This is a genomic window from Achromobacter agilis (genome assembly GCF_900496965.1).
In the GTDB taxonomy this organism is placed as follows: Bacteria; Pseudomonadota; Gammaproteobacteria; order Burkholderiales; family Burkholderiaceae_B; genus Achromobacter; species Achromobacter agilis.
Genome location: NZ_UFQB01000007.1, coordinates 169522 through 187845, shown reverse-complemented (window position 1 = coordinate 187845; position 18324 = coordinate 169522). Strand labels below are relative to the sequence as shown.

Below are 18324 nucleotides of genomic sequence, written 5' to 3'. Positions count from 1 at the left end.
GAATCGGTTCAAATGGCGAGAGGCTTATCCGGCGGAGCCGTGCCGGGGCGCCGCGGATTTCTGACTGGCATGCTGGGCATGGCGGCCATGGGCCTGTCCGGCGCCAGCCGCGCCGCGGCCTACCCTTCGCGGGCGCTGACGCTGTATGTGCCTTTCGCCGCCGGCGGAATTGCCGACAGCAATGCACGCCTGGTGGCTGAAAAACTGGCGGCCGCGCTTGGGCAGCCTTTTGTCGTGGACAACCGGCCAGGCGCCGGCGGCAACATCGCCCTTGGCGTGGCTACGCGCGCGGCGCCCGATGGATACAGCCTGATGTTCGGCACCAATGGCACGCACGCCGCGAACCGGTATCTGTACAAGGATTTTCCCTATGACCCGCTACGGGACTTCGTGCCCGTGCATGGCCTGTTCGCCGACTTCAACGTGCTGGTCACCGGCGCGGCGACGCCGTTCGCCACGTTCGACGAGTTCCTGGTCCAGGCCCGCAAGCGGCCGGGCCAGTTGACGTATGCCTCGGCCGGCGTGGGCACGGCCCAGCACCTGGTGGCGGAGCTGCTGCAACAGGTGGCTGGCATCCGGTTGCTGCACGTTCCCTACAAGGGCGCCGGCCTGGCGATGAACGATCTGATGGCCGGCACGGTGGACGTGATGTTCGATTACCCCATTACCAGCTTGCCGCTGATCGGCGCGGGGAAACTGCGCGCGCTCGTGACGACGGGGCTGCGGCCCTTGCCGAGCCTGCCGGGAGTTCCCACCATCGCCGAGGCCGGATACGCCGGGGCGCAGTCGTCGGTGTGGTCGGGATTGTTCGCGCCGCGCGGCACCCCGGCCGAAGCGGTGGAGACATTGTCCGGTGCCTGCGGCCGCGTCCTGGCGGACCCGGCCGTGCAGGCGCGCGCCGCGCAGAACGGCACTGAATTGCTGGGCAAGCTCGATGCGCGGTCATTTCCTGCATTCGTCGCGGCCGAGGCCGGGCGCTGGCAGGGCATCGTGCAATCCGCGCACGTGCAATTGTGATGTGATGGCAAGGAACGATAGAAAATGAACCCACGCTGGAAAGTACGGCCCTCGGAATCGAACTGGGGCGACTTCGGGCCGGACGACGAACTGGGCCGGCTGAACCTGATCACGCCCGAGGCGGTCCTGCGGGGAGTGCGCGAAGTGTGGGAGGGGCGCAGCATCTGCCTGAGCCTGCCGCTGAACCTGCCGGGCGGCAATGTGCTGAATCCGCGCCGCCATCCGCCGGTGCTGGCGCCGACGCGGCGGGATGGGCGTCCCGTCTACAACCTGCCCGTCGACCCTGACGGCCACGCGCATACGGACGTTGTCTGCGATGACGCGGTAACCCTGCACACGCAGTACTCCACCCAGTGGGACAGCTTCGCCCACGTGGGGCACCGGTTCGACGTGGAGGGAAATGGCGAACCCGTGGCGGTGTACTACAACGGCTTTCGCGCCGGCGTCGACGTTGTCGGTCCCGAAGACGGGGCGCCGCCGGGCGCGCATCGCCTGGGTATCCAGACCATGGCGGAAAAAGCCATCCAATCGCGCGGCGTGCTACTGGACCTGCATGCGCTGTGCGGCGACGTGCGCCAGTATGTGGGCTATGAGCTGCTGATGCGCGCCGTGGATGCCGCCGGCGGCGATATCCAGTCCGGCGACATGCTGTGCCTGTACACGGGGTTCGCCGACAAGATCGTGGCCATGGGCGGCGCGCCCGACGCGGCGGTGCTCGATAGCAGCTGCGCCGTGCTGGATGGGCGCGATGAGCGCCTGCGGCGCTGGATCGTCGATAGCGGGATTGCCGCGCTCTGCGCCGACAACTACGCGGTCGAAGGCATACCGGGCCGGCCGGCTGCGGAGCCCTGCGCGCGCTTGCCCCTGCATCAGTTGTGCCTGTTCCAGTACGGGATCCCCTTGGGCGAGCTTTGGCACCTGTCCGAGCTGGCGCACGCCCTGGCCGCGCAAGGACGCTCGAAATTCCTGCTGACCGCGCCGCCGCTGCGCCTGCCCGGCGCAGTGGGATCTCCCGTCACTCCGGTGGCCACGCTTTGAGCCGCCGCGCTCCTTCCATCAAGAGTCCATCATGAGCCTAGTACAGAAATCCGAAGCCGCCGCATCGTGCCTGGAGGGCCGCCGCATCCTGGTGGTGGGGGCGGGGCGCTCGTCCGGCGCGCGCCAGCCTGCGGCGAATGGCAATGCCGCGTGCCTGGCGCTGGCGCGCGCCGGCGCGCGCGTGGCTTGCGCCGACCGCGACCTCGAGGCCGCGGAGCGCACCGTGGGCGATATCTCCGAGCTTGGCGGGCAGGCGATGGCCTTGCAGGCCGACGTGTCGGACGTGGCGCAGATCGAGGGCATGATCGACCGGGCGGCCGAGGCCCTTGGCGGATTGGACGGCCTGGTCCTGAACGTGGGCGTCAGCCACCGCACGCCGCTGTCGGGACTGACCCCCGAGAACTGGGACGCGGTGCTGAACGTCAATACCCGGGCGCATGTGTTCTGCGCCAAATATGCATTGCCCAGAATGGCGCCGGGGGGGCTCCATCGTATTCGTATCATCCACCGCATCGCGCCGTCCGGGCGGGCGCAACCCCGCCTACGAAACGTCGAAAGCGGCGCTGTCGGCCGTATGCCGGGCGGTGGCGCTGGAAGGCCAGCCGGCGGGCATACGGGCCAACACCGTGGTGCTGGGCCTGATCGACACGCCCATGGGCCGGGCGGCCACCCAGGCCAGGCCGGACCGGCTGGCGCAGCCCATGCCTTTCGGACGGCAGGGAACCGCGGAAGAAGTGGCGGCCGCGATCCGGTTCCTGTTGTCCGACGAGGCCAGCTATATCAACGCTGTTGAATTGCCGGTGGACGGAGGCATGTCGGCCGGCATCGTCTTGCGCAAATAGGGCGGCGCACGCCGCACTCATACATAACAACACCAGGAGACAACGATGAACCCTCGCTTTTTCTTGCGCCTGGCCGTGCTGGGCATGAAGCGCATGCTGGCGCTAGGCATGGCCGCAAGCGCCGTGGCCGCCGTGCCCGGTCTGGCGGCCGCCGCCTATCCGGAGCGACCCATCCGATACGTAATTCCCTTCCCGCCTGGCGGCTCCACGGATACGACGGGCCGAATCCTGGCGGAAGCCATGTCGAAGATCCTCGGCCAGCCCGTCGTCGTGGAGAATCGCGGCGGCGCCGGCGGCAACATCGGCGCCGCGCACGTGGCGGGTTCGCCGCCCGACGGCTACACCCTGCTGCAGGGAACGATCGGAACGCACGGAATCAATCCGACGCTGTACGAGAATCCGGCTTTCGACGCGCGCAAGGATTTCGAGCCCATTGCGCGCATGACGGCAGGCACGAACGTGCTGGTGGTGAACCCTTCGGTGCCCGCCAAAACGGTGCAGGAACTGATCGCGTGGGCGAAGGCGAATCCGGGCAAGCTGATGATGGGATCATCCGGCGCGGGCAGCAGCATCCACATGTCGGGCGAACTGTTCCAGGTGCTGACGGGCACCCGCTTCACCCACGTGCCGTATCGCGGCGGCGGCCCGGCCATGAACGACCTGCTGGCCGGGCACATCCAGCTCATGTTCGACAACCTGAACGTTTCCCTGCCGCACATCCAGGCCGGCAAGGTGCGCGCCCTGGGCGTGACCAGCCGCAACCGCGCCTCCGTGCTGCCGGACGTGCCCACGCTGATGGAGGCCGGCGTCCCAGGCTACGAGGTCACCAGCTGGAGCGGCATCTTCGCGCCCGCCGGCACGCCGCGGCCTATCGTGGAAAAGCTCAACGCCGTCATCAATCAGGCGCTGGCAAGCGATTCGGTGCGTGAGCGCTTCGATGAGGCCGGCATCCAGATCGACCTGATGGGCGTTGACCAGTTCAAGGCCTTCGTCGACAGCGAGATCGACCGCTGGGGCGACATCGTCAAGAAGTCGGGCGCGAAGGCGCAATAGTGGCCACGATGATGCGTGCGCTCGTCCTTGGGGCGGACGGACCTGTGCTGGCCCGGGCGCCGGTGCCGCGGCCGGGGCCGGCGGAAGTCCGGCTGCGGGTGCAGGCCTGCGCCCTCAACCGCGCCGACCTCTACATGGCCGAAGGCCGCCGCCACGGGGACGCCGGAGGGCCGGGCGCCATCCTGGGCCTGGAGTGGGCCGGGGTCGTGGACGCGGTGGGAGCCGAGGTGCCGGGCCATGTCCGCGTCGGACAGCGCGTCATGGGTTCGGGGCGCGGGGCCTTTGCGGACTATGCGGTCGCAGACTGGGGGCGCGTGCTGCCCATGCCGGACGGACTGGAACCCGCGCAGGCCGCCACCTTGCCCATCGCGCTGCAGACCATGCACGACGCGCTGGTGACCCACGGAGGCCTGCGGGCGGGCGCGTCGCTGTTGATCCATGGCGCGTCGAGCGCCGTGGGCCTGATGGCGCTGCGGATCGCGCGCTGTCTGAAGGCGGGCTGGGTGGGAGGCAGTTCGACCAATGCGGAAAAGCGCCAGCGCCTGGCCGGGCTGGGCATGGACCTGGTCGTCGATCCTTCCGTCTCCGGCTGGTCCGGGCAGGTGCTGGATGCCACGGCCGGCAGGGGAGCGGACCTGGTGGTGGACATGCTGTCGGGGCCGAGCATCAACGAAACCCTGGCGGCTACCGCCATCGAAGGGCATATCGTGAACGTGGGCCGGCTGGCGGGCCGGGCGGGCAGCTTCGATTTCGATCTGCATGCCTTGCGGCGGGTGCGCTACAGCGGCGTCACGTTCCGCACCCGCACCCGCGAGGAAGTCAGGCGGATCACCGCGAGCATGCTGCGCGACCTGAGCGGCCCCTTGAAGGATGGGAAGCTGAGCCTGCCGGTGGATCGCGAGTTCACGTTGGAGCAAGGCGCGCAGGCCCTGGCCTATATGTGCGCCAATGGCCACTTCGGCAAGATCATCCTGCGCGTCGCTTGACGGGGCCGCAGGATTGGCGCTCGATCAGCGCATAGGGAAAAACGCTGGTGCGGGGCTCGGATTGCGCTTCGCCGCTGCGGGCCTGGATGCGTTCCAGCAGCATCGCCGAAGCGCAGTCGGCCACCGATTCCACCGGTGTGCGCAGCACGGTCAACGGGGGCGCGTAGTCCTCGGCGAAGTCGGAATCCCCGATGCCGACCACGGAGATGTCTTCGGGCACCCGCTTGCCCATCGTCGCGATGGCCCGCAACGTGCTGCTCAGGGTTTGCGTGCCCTGCGCAATGATGGCTGTGGGCGCATCGGGCCGGCCCAGCAGGTCGGTGATGGCGTCGTAGGCCGAACTGGTGGGGGAGGGCCCCTGGATCAGCAGGTCGGGAACGGGCAGGTGCGCCGCCTTGAACGCCGCCTTGTAGCCTTCGATGCGCCTGCGCACGGGGCGGCTGCGGGCCTGCCACAGCACGAGAGCGATCCGGGTATGGCCAAGGGAAATCAGATGACGGACCGTATCGGCAATGCCTTTGGCGTGGTCGTACAGGACGGCGTCCGCCTTGACGTCCATGTCGCGGTCGTAGATCACCGCAGGCATGGTCAGGTTCTGCACCGCATCCAGCACGTCGGGATCGCGCTCGTTGCCCGGCGCGATGATCACGCCGTCCATGCCGCGCAGCTGGAAAGTGTTCAGGATGCTGACTTCGCGCTTCGGGTCATTGAGCCCGTTAGCCAGCAGCAGCATGTAGCCGGCGTTGAAGAAGCGGGCCTCGAGCGCCCGGAACGCGCGCGCATAGAGAGGGTTGGTGACGTCGGAGAACATGCAGCCGATGGTCTTGCTGCTGCGCGAACGCAAAGCCTGCGCCGCATGATTGGGGCGATAACGCAGCGCGGCGATGGCGCGTTCGACTTTAGCGCGAACTTCGGGCGTGACGTTGGCGGCGCCGTTGATCACGCGAGACGCGCTGCCCACCGAGGTGCCAGCCAGGGCCGCGACGTCCCGGATGCTGATTTTTTTTTGCCGCATGTAGATCCCTTTTGCAGCGCGAAAGTATAACCCAGGCCCGTCCGCGAGCACGCCTGGCGAAGGCCCGACGTCCAGTCATTTCTTGTTCTGTTGATGAAACGATTCATTTGAGCATATACTCCGCATTCGTTGAGCAGATAAACATGATGGTGAAACGATGCAAAGGTCTTGTGCCTAGCCGTCGCACCGCCCTCACACAAGGACAGCAATGACTACACACCGTGCCCATGTCGGAGGCACCATCGGCGACTTGATCATCCAGGCGATCGCGCGCTATCCGGACCGCGTGGCGTTCATCGACGAGCAGTCCCAGCTCAGCTATCGCCAGCTTGGACGTCGCATCGGCCAGGCCATGGCGGCGTTCTCGGCGTTGGGGCTCAAGCGCGGCGACGGCGTTGCCCAGCTCTCAGGAAACCGCAGCGACGTATTCGTGGTGATGGCGGCCGCCTACCTGATGGGGTTGCGCTCGGTCACGCTGCACGGCATGGGCGGGCTGGATGACCACGCGTACATCGTCCGCGACGCCGAGGCATGCTTCTTCATCGCGGACGGGGGCTACCGGGAGCGGCTGGATGCGCTGCGCGAGCATTGCCCCGCCGTGCGCCACTGGTATTCGCACGACAGTGGCGTGGCGGGCCAGGCATCCTTCTGGGAGTATGCGCAGGAACAGGAGCCCGCGCCCTTGCGCGTCACGGCCGAGGCCGATGACGTCATCCGCCTCGCCTATACCGGCGGCACCACGGGCAAGCCGAAGGGCGTCATGCTGACCAACCGCTCGATGTGGATGCAGGCGGTGCTTCTGCTGGCCGCGCGCCAGCTGCCGGCGGAATTGCGCCTGCTGTGCCCCACGCCCATCTCGCACGGCGCCGGCGCGATGCTGGTGCCCACGCTGTGGCGCGGCGGAACCATCATCCTGCAGCGGGGGTTCGATCCCGAGAAATACATCGCGGCGCTGCAGGCGCACCGGGCTTCCTTCAGCTTCCTGGTGCCCACCATGGTGTACGCGATCCTGGACCATCCGCTGTGCCAGGGAGCCGATTTTTCGTCGCTGCGGCTGTTGTCGTACGGCGCGTCGCCCATGGCTCCCGCGCGCATCGAGGAAGCGCTGCGCGTGTTCGGGCCCGTGCTGGTCCAGAGCTACGGCCAGACCGAAAGTCCCAGCAACATCCTGTTCCTGTCCCAGGAAGACCATGCGCGCACCGACGTCAATACGCTGGGCTCGGCGGGCATGCCGTATCCGGGCGTGACGGTGGAGTTGCTGGACGACCAGGACCAACCGGTCGAGCCGGGCGAGATAGGCGAGCTGTGCGTGCGCAGCCCCTTGGTGATGGAGGGCTATTGGAAGCAGCCGGACCTGACGGCGGAAGTGCTGCGCAACGGCTGGCTGCACACCGGCGACATGGCCTATCGCGACCCCCACGGCTATTACTTCCTCGTCGACCGCAAGAAGGACATGATTATTTCGGGCGGCTTCAACGTCTATCCGAAGGAAGTCGAGAACGTGCTGGCGGCGCATCCCACGGTGGCCGCGGCAGCCGTGATCGGCGTACCCGACGATAAATGGGGCGAGGCGGTCAAGGCCGTGGTGGTGCTGCGGCCCGGAGGCGCCGTCACCGAAGACGACCTGAAGGCGGCAGTGCGCAATGCAAAAGGGCCAGTCAACACGCCGAAGTCGATCGATTTCGTGGACGCGCTGCCCCTGACTACGCTGGGCAAGCCCGACAAGAACCAGTTGCGCGCCCGCTATTGGGGCGACCGCAAGCGCAAGATCAATTAATGGAAATACAGGGGAAGACTATGAGCATGGAAATCCAGGCCGCCGGGCGGTCGCTGGAAGGCCGGGTGGCCATCGTGACGGGCGCGGGTTCGCGCGCCGACGGCATCGGCAACGGCCGGGCCGCCGCCATCCTGCTGGCGCGCGACGGCGCGCGCGTGGCGTTGATCGACGCCGTCGAGGAATGGGCGGAGGTGACGCGGCGCATGATCGAGGACGAAGGCGGCGAGGCGCTGATCCTGCCCTGCGACGTGAGCGTCGATGCGCAATGCGCCCAAGCTGTGCGCGAGGTCCGGCAGCGCTGGGGCCGGCTCGACATCCTGGTCAATAACGTGGGCGTGGGCGGCCCGGCCGGCAACGCAGTCGATCTGGACCTGGAGGAATGGGACCGGGCCCTGCGGATCAATGTCACGTCGATGGTGCTGATGGCGCGCCATTGCATTCCGGCCATGCGCGAGCAGGGGCGCGGCGCCATCGTGAACGTGGCGTCGGTGGCGGGCCTGATGGGCGGCCATCCCAGCCTGCTCTATCCCACGTCGAAGGGCGCGGTGGTCAATATGACCCGCGCCATGGCCGCGCATCACGGGGAAGAGGGAATACGCGTCAACTGCGTGGCTCCGGGCATGGTCCACACGCCCATGGTGTATGCGCGCGGCATGTCGGACGAAAAGCGCGAGATCCGCCGCAAGCGTTCGCTGCTGCGCACCGAGGGCAATGGCTGGGATGTCGGGCACGCCATCCGCTATCTGGCGAGCGACGAGGCGCGCTGGATGACGGGCGTGGTTCTGCCGGTGGATGCGGGCACCACCGCCGGACGGCATTCCTATCAATAAGCCCGCGCAATCGCACCGGAGGAAAGCATGAAGAACTGGAACAGGAAACTGATGGCGGCCGCCGCGGCCGCGTGCGCCTTGCTGATGGGGTCGCAAGCCCGCGCGCAAGACTACCCCAGCCACAGCCTCACGCTGGTGGTGCCGTTCGCGGCGGCCGGCATATCCGACAATCAGTCGCGCCTGCTGGCGCGCAAACTGGCCGACATCCTGGGGCAGCCCGTCGTGGTCGAGAACCGGCCCGGCGCCAGCGGCATGATCGGCGCCGAGGCCGTGGCGCATGCCAAGCCGGACGGCTATACGCTGCTGTATGGCACCCACGGAACGCAGGCCGCCAATCTGGCGCTGTTCGACAACGTGCGCATCGATCCGCCCAAGGACCTGCGCGCGGTGCACTCGCTGTTCCGCCAGTCGACCGTGCTGGTGGCCAATGCCGCCACGCCGTACCACAGCCTGGGCGACCTGGTGCAGGCGGCCAAGCAACGGCCGGGAGCGGTGAACTACGCTTCGGCCGGCTCGGGCACGCAGACCCATCTGGCGGCGGCCAAGCTGCAATCGGCGGCGGGCATCTCCATGACGCATGTGCCCTACAAGGGGGCGGGGCCGGCGCTGTCCGACGTATTGGCGGGCAATGTGGAGATCATGTTCAGCTACCCCGAATCGGTAAGCCAGCATATCCAGGCGGGCAAGCTGCGCGCGCTGGCGGTGGCGGGCTCGAACCGGCTGGACGCCATGCCGACGGTACCCACCATGGCCGAGGCAGGCTATCCGGATGCGGCGCTGGAGGGCTGGTCGGGGGTGTTCGTGCCCGCGGGCACGCCGGACGCCGTGGTCGCCAAGCTGGCCAGCGCGATCGGGCAGATTACCCAGGCGCCGGACGTCGTGGCCGCGATGGCGGCCATCAGCAGTTTCCCCATGGGCTTGTCCGACCAGCAGTTCCAGCGCTTCGTGGAGGAAGAGGTGCCGCGTTGGAAAGCCGTGGTGCGCCAATCGGGCGCGCGCCTGGAATAAGCGGCCCGCCCGAATCTGAAAAGGAAAGCACATGTTCAAGAGCGATATCGGCGGCGGCGACGCCGACCACATCAGCATCAGAGGTTATGACCTGGTCGAGGACCTGATCGACAAGCGCGACTTTGTCGATGTCCTGTGCCTGACGGTGCTGGGAAGTTTTCCGGACGCCAACCAGCGCCGCATGATCAATATGTTCCTGGTGACCGCGGCGGACCACGGCCTGACGCCCAGCGCGCTGGCGACCCGCCTGACCCTGCACGGAGCGCCGGAGTCCATGCAGGGCGCGGTGGCGGCCGGCCTGCTGGGCGCGGGCAGCCGCTATCTGGGCGTGGTGGAGTACGCCGCGCGCTTCCTGCAGCAGGCCGCGGCGGATTTCGAGGGTTCCGACGAGGACGCGGCCGCGTTGGCCGCGCATGCCGAAGGCGTGGTGGCGAGCGAGCGCGAGGCGCGCCGGCGCATTCCCGGAATCGGGCATCCCATCCACGTCGAGGCCGACCCGCGCTCCAACAAGATACTGGCGGTGGCTGCCGACTGCGGCTACTACGGCAGGCATTGCCGCTATGTGCTGGCCCTGGCCGAGGCTGCAAGCCGCGTATTCGGCAAGCCGGTGCCGTTGAACGCGACGGGCGCCAAGGCGGCGGTGTTGCTCGACATGGGCCTCAGCCCTGAGTTCGGCAAGGGCATGACGCTCATAGGCCGGGTGGCGGGGCTGATCGCGCATGTCATCGAAGAGCGCGAGCAGCCGATCTCCCAGGCGCTATGGGACGTCGCAAGCGGGAAGCAGAACGGCCGCTAGCGGCTGCGCGGGCAGGTTCTGGCATCATGCGGGTTCTGAAAACCTGGAGAGCCCGATGACTGAGCTTCGCCGTGCCCGCATGGTGCCTGAACTGCTGGTAAGCGACCTGTCGCGCAGCCTGGCCTTCTGGATGGATCTGTGCGGCTTCGAGATCGCCTATCGGCGGGAGGACGAGGGTTTCGTCTACCTGGATCTGGACGGCGCGCAATTCATGCTGGAAGAGGTGCGCGGCGGCGAGAACTGGATCACGGCCCCTCTCGACGCGCCGCGGGGCCGGGGCATCAACTTCGAGGTCAAAGTGCAGGCCATAGAGCCGTTGCTGGAGCGCCTGGCGGCTGCCGGATGGGCGTTGTACCGCGAGCCGCAAGAGCGCTGGTATCGCAGCAATGCGGTCGAGGTCGGCGTGCGCCAATTCCTGGTGCAGGACCCGGACGGATACCTGCTGCGCTTTTCGGCCTGGATCGGCGACCGTCCGGCCTGACGGCCAGCCGCGCGCCCGCCGGCGCCCGCGCCGGCGGAACGCCGGTTCAGGCCGCGATAGTGGAGGCGGGCTCGCCTATCGTGCCGAATTCCACGCGGCTCTTCGCATAGAAGAGGTGCAGGCCGGGCTCGTTGCGCAGGCGTTCCATCAGCGCCTCGCATTCCTCCGCGGACACAATCATGGTTATTTCCACCGGTTGGTCGGCCAGGTCGAAGAAATGCGCGGAATGCAGGCGGTGATGGCTGCCCAGCCCTTCCTGCGCGCTGACCAGCGTGGCGCCGCGGATCTGCATCGATTGGGCCAGCGTCAGCAGCCATTGGCATAGCTGCTGATGGCCATGCCGGCGCTCTTGCTGGGTAAAGAAGGTGAGCTGATATCCGTCCATGGACGACTCCCGCGGAGCACGGCGTGCGCGCCGCACAGCGGCAGGCCGGCGCAATCCGGTTCGGCACTAGCGATACACTGGCGGCCAGTGGAAAAACGCCATCTCCATGCAAATCCAGTGTACGCCCCGCAAATTGGCCGCGCAATCGAACGGAACTGCCTGGATATTCGACGAGGCCTTTGACATTGAAGACCGGAAATTATCTGTTCGGTATCATCGTTTCCTTCGCGCTGGCGGGCCTGGTGGCGGCTCTCAGCGTGTATGCCGTGACCAGCCCCTATCTGGGCTGGGGGGCGGTGGCCCTGCTGAGCTACGGGCTGCTGTTCGGCGGGCCGCTGGTCATCGTGCTGCTGCTGACATGGGTCGTATACATGGTGCGCGACCGCGCAAGCATGCCCGGGCGGGCTCATGCCTTGCTGCTCCTGCCCACGCTGCTGGCGGCGATGATCGTGCCGGTCAGCGAGTCCGTCCAGCAGAGCCGGCGCGACCGTTTCCGCGAGGCGCACCCGGCGATCACCGAGACGCACGTCAATCTGAGCAGCGGCATGATCCGGTTCGATACACGCGGCGGCTATAGATCGTCGGACGCAGTGAGCTATCTGGAGCCCGGATCGGCCGAAAACCGCCGCTTCGCCAGGTTTTCTCGGTATCAGCATGAGATCCCGGAGGGAGGAGGGAAATTCCCCTACGCGGGCGCGCGGCTGAAGGAGGACGTCCGGCTTTACGAGTATCCCGGCCAGGATGGGGCGCCGGGCACGTCCGTGCCGCTGCGGCGCCTGCCCCAACCGGAAATGGGCAAGCTGGCGGCGGCGCATGCGTATGGCGAGGCCTCGTTGCTTGTGTACCAGTATTTCCATTATGCCGACCATGTCGAGGTGGCGCCGAGCATCGCGCGTTTCGCCGCAACGACCGAGGACGCGATGACGCGGGCCCGCATCCCGGGGCTGGCGATCTTCGGCCTGGAGAATTACACGCCCCAGACGATCTTCAGGGTGGAAATCAACGGTCAGACGCTGGATCTGGGTGAGTACGCCGCGCGCAGCCTCGGACCTCGGCCGTGCGATCAATCCGGGGGCGGCAGTCCTGCCTTGCTCGATCTGGATCCGCCCGTGCGCCTGCGCTGGCAGGCCCTGGAAGATCCCGAGGCCTGGCATGAGGCGACGGTGGCCGTGCCCGCTTTCAGCCAGGCGAGCAAGGCCGACCCCGATACCGGCCTGGTGCGCGTGCGCCTGTATCTGCTGCCCGATGGCGAGGTGGCAGCCGAACGCTATAAAGAGATCCGTTCCCGGGATGGGAAACTCGCCGTCCGCGCCACCGGGCTGCCCGAGCAGGCGAAGCCTTACGCGCGGTGCAGCAGCGGCGCCTATGCCCAGTACAACCCGCAGACGGTCACGCTGCTGCCCAACTGAGGCTAGTCCGTGAGCGGATACATCTGGTCCTGCAAGGGCACGGTGGCATGCCAGCCAAGTTCGCGCTGGATGCGCTCGCGCAGGGCCTCGGAGGCCTCCGGCTCGCCATGGACGATGAAGACCCGGCGCGGCGCCTCGCGAAAGCCGGACAGCCAGCGCATGAGTTCATCGCTGTCGGCGTGCGCCGACAGCATGGGCAATTCGGTGACTTCCGCGTTGATGCTTATCCACTGGCCGTAGATCCGGGTTTCGGCGGCGCCGTTCAGCAGCTTGCGCCCGCGCGTGCCGGCGGCCTGGAAGCCGGAGAAGAGCAGGGTGTTGCGGTGGTCGCCGCCGAAGGCGGCGATGTGATGCAGCACCCGGCCGCCAGTCGCCATGCCGCTGGCCGAAATGATGACCTTGGGATAGCGGTTGGCCGACAAGGCCTTGGATTCTTCGACATCGCGCACGTAGGTCACGGCCGAGCAGGCGGCCTCGTACTCGCGCGCGGGCAGCTTGTGCTCGCCGGCGTGCCGTTCCAGCAGCTCGGTCGCGCTCGTCGCCATCGGGCTGTCGAGGTAGACAGGGACGTTCTGCAGCCGCCCGGCCTGGCGCAGCTTCCACAGCGCGTAAATCAGGGTCTGCGCCCGGCCCACCGCGAAGGCGGGGATCACCACGGTGCCGCCGCGCTGCACGGTGCGATCGATGACCGCGCCCAGCGCTTCGACGGGATCGGCGGTGTCGTGGCGCCGGTTGCCGTAGGTGGACTCAATGACGATGTAATCGGCTCGCGGAACGGCTTCGGGGTCGTGCATGACCGGGTCGCCGTAGCGGCCGAGGTCGCCGGAGAAGACCACGCGCATTCCGCCCATGTCGATCTGCGCGGTGGCCGCGCCAAGAATGTGCCCGGCGCGGCGCAGGGTCAGTTTCGCGCCGCCGGGCAAGGCGGCCGGCTGGTGCAGGGGGACGTCCGCAAAGCGCCTCATCGCCCGTTCGGCGTCGACAACACGGTAGAGCGGCAGCGCCGGCGCATGCTTGGAGAAGCCCTTGCGGTTGGCGAATTCGGCATCCTTCTCCTGCAAATTGGCGCTGTCCAGCAGGATCAGTTCCGCGACGTCGCGGGTTGCGGAGGTGGCATGGATGCTGCCCTTGAATCCGTCTGTCACCAGCCGCGGCAGGTAGCCGCAGTGATCCAGATGGGCATGGGTCAGCACGACCGCGTCGATGTCGGCGGGCGAGACGGGCAGGCGCTGCCAGTTGAGCTCGCGCAGGTTCTTCAGGCCCTGGAACAGCCCGCAGTCGATCAGCAGGCGGGTGTCTCCGTGGCTCAGCAGGTGCTTGGATCCGGTGACGGTGCCGGCGCCGCCAAGGCAGGTCAGTGAGAGCATGGTTTCCTCGTGAGCGTCAGGACAGGGGGGCGAGCAGGTCGGCGGGCTTGCCGTGGCCGTCGATGGCGCGTAGCCGGGGCGGGTCCAGCACGTCCTGGCGGCGCCAGCCCGCCACGGCGGCCGCGGCATCGACCGCGTGCGCCCAGGTGCAGCGGTTGGCGAAGAGCATGCCCGGCACGTCCAGCGTGCCGCCCCGGCTGATGTAGCCAAGCGCCCGGGTGCGGGCCGGCCCGCCGTCCAGCCGGCGCAGGATGCCCAGCATGGGTTCGGGGCGGGTATGGCACAGCAGTACGCGCGGCAACCCCGGCGGGAAGAGCGCGCGCACGTCGGCATCCGGAAGGACGAAGCCGGATTCAAGCTCGTCGCGTGCAATGCGCAGGCGGCCGGGCTCGATCACCACGGATACGCAGCATTCGTGTCCGCGAGCGGCCAGATGGTCGCGCGCCTTCAGGGCCTCTTCGAGCTGGTAGGCGCCTATGGCGACGAATTGCAGCACGCTGGCCGACGGGTCGCCCGCGACATGCGCCGCGCCGCGTTCCACGAGGGACTCGGCGGCCCGCACGTCGAAGCGATGCGCGCCGTCGCGCTTGGACACGACGATGCAGGCCACCTGGGCGCGGCGCGCGTAGACGGCCCGCAACGCCGCCGCGGCGCTATTGCCATCCACGGGGAAGAGCACGCGGGAGGTATCGGACATCTCGCCCAGCAGGGCTTCGCCTATAGTGGGATCCTGGTGCGATTGCTCGTTCTTGGCGTTCTCCCAGGTATGGGATGTCACCACCAGGGGGACCGATAGCCATCCCGGCGATTGCCCGAGCTCTTTCTGGCGGCGGGCGAAGATGATTTCCTGGCGCAGCAGGCCCAGCATCTTCACAGCGAAGGCTTCATAGCTGACGATGAGGTTCAGGCCGGCCTTGTTCGCAAGCGCAGCGGCGGCCACGGCCTCTTCGTTCAACGCAGTAATGACGGAGCCGTGCAGGCCCTCCGGCACCTCGGCTTCCGGACGATTGACGCGATGCTTGAGCAGGGCCAGCGTGCCGCCCATCTTGTTGCTGGCCAGTTCGTCCGGGTTGCCGACGCGCACGCGCAGGGTGGGGTTGGCCCGCGCCAGTTCCACGAACCAGCGATCCAGCGCGGCCATGGCGCTGCCCTGGCCGCCGACGGTTTCCCAGGCCGGCGTGGGCAGCGCGGGAGCATCGGGATGGCGGTGCGCCATGGGATGCCGGCTTTCGCGAGGGCGCCCTTGGGAATCGTGGTTGGAGAGGGCGGCGATGGCGGCATCCAGCTCGGGCCCGGAAACGAAAAGACGGCTCGCGCCTTCGTTGAAAGCGTCCCGCGCCGCGCGGTCGACGCGGGGATTTCCGCCTAGCGGCAGGTTGTGCGCGGCATTGGTTCCCGCGCCGGGGAAGCCGAAACCTTTTTCGGTCTCGGCGATGACGTAGGGCAGCCGGGCGGGGTACTGGAAATCCGCTTCCGCCAGGCGGGCTGCCAGCCGCGCTTCGGCTTCGAGGATGGCCCAGGCGATGGCCGCGGGGTCGCGGCCATCGACGATGAGGGGATCGAAACCGTTGTGCCGCAGGTCTTCGGCCAGCCAATGCGCGCCGCCTTCCTGCACGATCTGCGTGCGCTGCTCGATGCGCCGGCCGTTGAGGATCATGACGGGAACGGCCTGGCCGCAATCCTCCGCTCGCCACCAGCGCGTAGCCCAGTCGGATCCGCGCTGCTCTTCAAAGGCGCCGTCGCTCAGGAAGGCCACCAGGCCCTCGCCGGGCAGGGGAATATGCACGTATTGCAGGCCGGCAAAGCCCAGATAGCCGCCCTCGGAGACGGCGCCCGCCGTATTGGGTCCGGCATGGCTGCCCAGCGGAACGGCGGGCAGCCCCTGGGCGTCGATGGCGTAGGAGTAGAAATCGTTGATGAGGCGGGCCAGGCCGGCTTCGCTGCGATCGTAGCGTCCGCGCTGCGCCGCGGAGACGTCGCCGGTCAAGGCGTTGACGGCTTCGATGGCGGCCACGCAATGGCCCTGGCCCATCAGCCAGCCGCGGGTTATCCCGCTCAGCGCATTGGCCAGCAGGTAGCCCACGAAGGCGGGCGCCATGTTGAGCGACCCACCCGTATGGCCCTCAGGATTGGGTTTGAAGTCCTCGGCCGCCAGCGGGGCGCCGGCCGGGTCGATGCGCCGGGCGTAGGTCATGTGCGCCACCACGTTCATGGCGGCGCAGCCCAGCCGGTCCGCCGCGGCCAGCATGGCATAGGCATCGTCCGGACCGGGGATGCGGCCAGCGGCCGCAAGGCTGCCCACCAGCGCGTCCACGCGGGTGACCGTGTCGGCACGGTGCTGGATAGGGCCGTGGCCCGATAGCCAACGATCGCGGAGTTCCATCGCGGTGTTCCCATGAAAGAGCGATGCGGATGAGGGGCGACGATGGCTTGATTATGGCGCAACGGGGCGGTTCTGGCGGAGCCGTGCTCCGCCAGAACCTTGATGCAACTCAAAGGTTTGGGCGCTTAGTGTGCCGACCCGCAGAGGCGGGCGCGCGTATCCGCCGGGCAGCGCATCAGCCCAGGTGCTCCACGTTGCCGCAGACGGAAATGCTCTGGCCGCTGATCATCCCGCCTTCGTCCGAGCACAGGAACGCAACCTGGGCGGCCACGTCTTCCGGGCTCGTCATGCGGCGCAGCGACACGCCGGACACGAGTTGCGCGCGCATCTCGTCGTTGCTGACGCCGGCCGCGGTGGCGCGGGCGGCGATGATGCGCTCGACCCGTTCGCCGGCCACCACGCCCGGCAGCACGGAGTTGACGCGGATGTTGGACGGGCCCAGTTCCATGGCCCAGGTCTGCGTCAGGCCGGCCAGCCCGAACTTGCTGGCGCTATAGGGCGTGCGCAGCGAGAAGCCCAGGCGGCCCGCCACCGAGGAAATGTTGATAATCGCGCCGCCGCCGGCCGCCCGCAGCAGGGGAACGGCGCTCCGGGCGCACAGGAAGGTGCCGGTCAGATTGACGTCCAGCGTATTGCGCCAGGCATCCAGCGTGGTGTCTTCGAGCCGGCTGGTGGGGCCGGACACCCCGGCGTTATTGATCAGCGCGTCGAGCCCGCCCCATTTTTCGGACAGTTGGGCGAACAGGGCCAGCACCTGTTCCTCGGATGAGACGTCGCACACGCTCACGCTCAGGCGGGGATGGCTGCCCTCGGCGGCGCGGCAGGCCTCCGTGTCCACGTCGCAGGCGTGCACCTCGGCGCCGGATTCCAGGAATTTGCGCGCGATCGCCAGCCCGATGCCGTTCGCGCCCGCCGTGACGAGGACGCGCTTGCCTGTCAATGATTCGCTCATATCGTTCCGTTTCCCCGTCATGCCGCGAATTCGGGCCGGGGGCCGTCGGTTCGGGGCAGGCCCATGATTTCCCTGGCTTCCGCGGGCGTGGCCGGTTCCATGTCCAATTCGCGGATGATGCGCACGATGCGCTCGGTCAGTTGCACATTGGTGGCCAGTTCGCCGTGGCGGTAGTACAGATTGTCTTCCAGCCCGACGCGGGCGTGGCCGCCCAGCAGCAGCGCGCTGATGTTCGCTTCCAGCTGCGACGGGCCGATGCCGCTGACGCAGAAGACGGCGTTCCCGGGCAGCAGGTCCACCATCATCTGCAAATGGCGCGGCGAAAACGGCATGGCGTTCTGGAAGTTGCGGTGGACGTTCATGACCAGGTTGATGAAGGGCGGCCCGTCGTCCAGGCCCTCATCGATCAGCGTGGTGGCGTCCTGGATGATGTGCGTGGGGCTGAACACCTCCCACTCCGGCTTGATGCCGCGCGCTTTCATGCCGGCGGCCAGTTCGCGCGCCTTGCTCAGGGGCGTGTTCATCAGGTATTCGCGGTCGCCGAAGGCCAGGTTCAGCGTGGTGGCGTCCAGCGTGCACATCTCGGCGCCCGCGTCCATGCCCTTGAGCCGTTCCTCCCACAGGATTTCCCAGGTGCCGGGCGTGGTCTCCTTGACCATGTCCCCGTGCACGCCGCCGCCGGTGGAGTTGTTCAGCACGATGTCGCAGCGGTCCCGGATGAGCCGGTTCATCTCGCGGTAGATCGACGCGTCGCAGGTGGCCTGGTCGTCGGGCCGGCGCGCGTGCAGCGCCACCACGCTGGCGCCGGCGTTGTAGCAGCGGTAGACGTCTTCCGCGATTTCGCCGGGCTGCGTGGGGAGGTTCGGGTTCTGGCTCTTGAATGCCATGCCGCCGGTCGGGGCGATGGTCACGATGACTTTGCGTTTTGCCATTGGGTTCTCTTTCAGATGTGCGTCGGACGGGTCCGCGCGGCTGCGCGGCCCCC

16 protein-coding genes and 1 pseudogene are annotated in these 18324 nt (G+C 67.8%); 11 read left to right on the top strand and 6 right to left on the bottom strand.

Going from position 1 to position 18324, the window contains the following annotated elements; translation table 11 throughout:
• Nucleotides 1–69 precede the first annotated feature (69 nt).
• The 5 genes and pseudogenes from AGI3411_RS11255 (at nt 70) to AGI3411_RS11235 (ending at nt 4936) form a co-directional block, all read left to right on the top strand.
• On the top strand, nt 70–1017 hold the full coding sequence (locus AGI3411_RS11255; protein ID WP_165359148.1) for a Bug family tripartite tricarboxylate transporter substrate binding protein: 948 nt from the start codon (nt 70–72) through the stop codon (nt 1015–1017).
• Nucleotides 1018–1041: 24 nt separating this feature from the next.
• On the top strand, nt 1042–2055 hold the full coding sequence (locus AGI3411_RS11250; RefSeq protein ID WP_129527451.1) for a cyclase family protein: 1014 nt from the start codon (nt 1042–1044) through the stop codon (nt 2053–2055).
• A gap of 31 nt (nt 2056–2086) precedes the next feature.
• A pseudogene (locus tag AGI3411_RS11245) lies at nt 2087–2897 on the top strand (SDR family NAD(P)-dependent oxidoreductase).
• Nucleotides 2898–2942: 45 nt separating this feature from the next.
• A complete protein-coding gene (locus AGI3411_RS11240) occupies nt 2943–3950 on the top strand; it encodes a Bug family tripartite tricarboxylate transporter substrate binding protein (protein ID WP_244240321.1) in 1008 nt (335 codons plus the stop codon).
• Nucleotides 3951–3961: 11 nt separating this feature from the next.
• The gene (locus AGI3411_RS11235) at nt 3962–4936 is read left to right on the top strand and encodes a quinone oxidoreductase family protein (RefSeq protein ID WP_129527450.1); all 975 of its coding nucleotides are present in this window, start codon (nt 3962–3964) and stop codon (nt 4934–4936) included.
• On the opposite strand, the gene AGI3411_RS11230 is transcribed toward AGI3411_RS11235, so the two are convergent.
• Entirely contained in the window at nt 4917–5951 is a 1035-nt protein-coding gene (locus AGI3411_RS11230; protein WP_129527449.1) for a LacI family DNA-binding transcriptional regulator, read from the bottom strand. The genes AGI3411_RS11235 and AGI3411_RS11230 overlap by 20 nt on opposite strands.
• 208 nt (nt 5952–6159) lie before the next feature.
• On the opposite strand from AGI3411_RS11230, the gene AGI3411_RS11225 reads away from it, so the two are divergent.
• The 5 genes from AGI3411_RS11225 to AGI3411_RS11205 are packed head-to-tail and all read left to right on the top strand — an operon-like array spanning nt 6160 to nt 10843.
• Nucleotides 6160–7728 carry an AMP-binding protein gene (locus tag AGI3411_RS11225; protein ID WP_129527448.1) on the top strand — a complete coding sequence of 523 codons (1569 nt, stop codon included), beginning with the start codon at nt 6160–6162 and terminating at the stop codon, nt 7726–7728.
• 20 nt (nt 7729–7748) lie between these two features.
• The gene (locus tag AGI3411_RS11220) at nt 7749–8558 is read left to right on the top strand and encodes an SDR family NAD(P)-dependent oxidoreductase (protein WP_129527447.1); all 810 of its coding nucleotides are present in this window, start codon (nt 7749–7751) and stop codon (nt 8556–8558) included.
• 27 nt (nt 8559–8585) lie between these two features.
• On the top strand, nt 8586–9566 hold the full coding sequence (locus AGI3411_RS11215) for a Bug family tripartite tricarboxylate transporter substrate binding protein (protein ID WP_129527446.1): 981 nt from the start codon (nt 8586–8588) through the stop codon (nt 9564–9566).
• A 31-nt stretch (nt 9567–9597) separates the two neighbouring features.
• Nucleotides 9598–10362 (top strand): citryl-CoA lyase, encoded by a 765-nt coding sequence (locus AGI3411_RS11210; protein WP_129527445.1) that lies wholly within the window; start codon nt 9598–9600, stop codon nt 10360–10362.
• 55 nt (nt 10363–10417) lie between these two features.
• Nucleotides 10418–10843, top strand: a complete 426-nt coding sequence (locus tag AGI3411_RS11205) for a bleomycin resistance protein (RefSeq protein ID WP_129527444.1) — start codon at nt 10418–10420, stop codon at nt 10841–10843.
• A gap of 46 nt (nt 10844–10889) precedes the next feature.
• Here the strand turns inward: AGI3411_RS11205 and AGI3411_RS11200 are convergent, their stop codons facing one another.
• Complete coding sequence (locus AGI3411_RS11200; protein WP_129527443.1) at nt 10890–11228, bottom strand: DUF190 domain-containing protein; 339 nt, start codon at nt 11226–11228, stop codon at nt 10890–10892.
• A 185-nt stretch (nt 11229–11413) separates the two neighbouring features.
• Between AGI3411_RS11200 and AGI3411_RS11195 the strand changes: the two genes are divergently transcribed.
• A complete protein-coding gene (locus tag AGI3411_RS11195) occupies nt 11414–12637 on the top strand; it encodes a hypothetical protein (protein WP_129527442.1) in 1224 nt (407 codons plus the stop codon).
• 2 nt (nt 12638–12639) lie between these two features.
• On the opposite strand, the gene AGI3411_RS11190 is transcribed toward AGI3411_RS11195, so the two are convergent.
• From AGI3411_RS11190 to AGI3411_RS11175, 4 genes are all read right to left on the bottom strand, one after another.
• The gene (locus AGI3411_RS11190) at nt 12640–14004 is read right to left on the bottom strand and encodes an MBL fold metallo-hydrolase RNA specificity domain-containing protein (RefSeq protein ID WP_129527441.1); all 1365 of its coding nucleotides are present in this window, start codon (nt 14002–14004) and stop codon (nt 12640–12642) included.
• A 16-nt stretch (nt 14005–14020) separates the two neighbouring features.
• Nucleotides 14021–16387, bottom strand: a complete 2367-nt coding sequence (locus tag AGI3411_RS11185) for a phosphoketolase family protein (protein WP_129527440.1) — start codon at nt 16385–16387, stop codon at nt 14021–14023.
• Nucleotides 16388–16562: 175 nt separating this feature from the next.
• Entirely contained in the window at nt 16563–17339 is a 777-nt protein-coding gene (locus tag AGI3411_RS11180) for an SDR family oxidoreductase (protein WP_129527439.1), read from the bottom strand.
• A gap of 17 nt (nt 17340–17356) precedes the next feature.
• Nucleotides 17357–18271, bottom strand: coding sequence for a beta-keto acid cleavage family enzyme (locus tag AGI3411_RS11175; protein WP_129527438.1), 915 nt, complete (start codon nt 18269–18271; stop codon nt 17357–17359).
• Nucleotides 18272–18324 lie beyond the last annotated feature (53 nt).

What these genes read in the sequence shown, in the direction of transcription:
- AGI3411_RS11255 (WP_165359148.1), top strand. Translation starts at nt 70, where the DNA reads ATGCTGGGCATGGCGGCCATGGGCCTGTCCGGCGCCAGCCGCGCCGCG.
- AGI3411_RS11250 (WP_129527451.1), top strand. Translation starts at nt 1,042, where the DNA reads ATGAACCCACGCTGGAAAGTACGGCCCTCGGAATCGAACTGGGGCGAC.
- AGI3411_RS11240 (WP_244240321.1), top strand. Translation starts at nt 2,943, where the DNA reads ATGAACCCTCGCTTTTTCTTGCGCCTGGCCGTGCTGGGCATGAAGCGC.
- AGI3411_RS11235 (WP_129527450.1), top strand. Translation starts at nt 3,962, where the DNA reads ATGCGTGCGCTCGTCCTTGGGGCGGACGGACCTGTGCTGGCCCGGGCG.
- AGI3411_RS11230 (WP_129527449.1), bottom strand. Translation starts at nt 5,951, where the DNA reads ATGCGGCAAAAAAAAATCAGCATCCGGGACGTCGCGGCCCTGGCTGGC.
- AGI3411_RS11225 (WP_129527448.1), top strand. Translation starts at nt 6,160, where the DNA reads ATGACTACACACCGTGCCCATGTCGGAGGCACCATCGGCGACTTGATC.
- AGI3411_RS11220 (WP_129527447.1), top strand. Translation starts at nt 7,749, where the DNA reads ATGAGCATGGAAATCCAGGCCGCCGGGCGGTCGCTGGAAGGCCGGGTG.
- AGI3411_RS11215 (WP_129527446.1), top strand. Translation starts at nt 8,586, where the DNA reads ATGAAGAACTGGAACAGGAAACTGATGGCGGCCGCCGCGGCCGCGTGC.
- AGI3411_RS11210 (WP_129527445.1), top strand. Translation starts at nt 9,598, where the DNA reads ATGTTCAAGAGCGATATCGGCGGCGGCGACGCCGACCACATCAGCATC.
- AGI3411_RS11205 (WP_129527444.1), top strand. Translation starts at nt 10,418, where the DNA reads ATGACTGAGCTTCGCCGTGCCCGCATGGTGCCTGAACTGCTGGTAAGC.
- AGI3411_RS11200 (WP_129527443.1), bottom strand. Translation starts at nt 11,228, where the DNA reads ATGGACGGATATCAGCTCACCTTCTTTACCCAGCAAGAGCGCCGGCAT.
- AGI3411_RS11190 (WP_129527441.1), bottom strand. Translation starts at nt 14,004, where the DNA reads ATGCTCTCACTGACCTGCCTTGGCGGCGCCGGCACCGTCACCGGATCC.
- AGI3411_RS11185 (WP_129527440.1), bottom strand. Translation starts at nt 16,387, where the DNA reads ATGGAACTCCGCGATCGTTGGCTATCGGGCCACGGCCCTATCCAGCAC.
- AGI3411_RS11180 (WP_129527439.1), bottom strand. Translation starts at nt 17,339, where the DNA reads ATGAGCGAATCATTGACAGGCAAGCGCGTCCTCGTCACGGCGGGCGCG.
- AGI3411_RS11175 (WP_129527438.1), bottom strand. Translation starts at nt 18,271, where the DNA reads ATGGCAAAACGCAAAGTCATCGTGACCATCGCCCCGACCGGCGGCATG.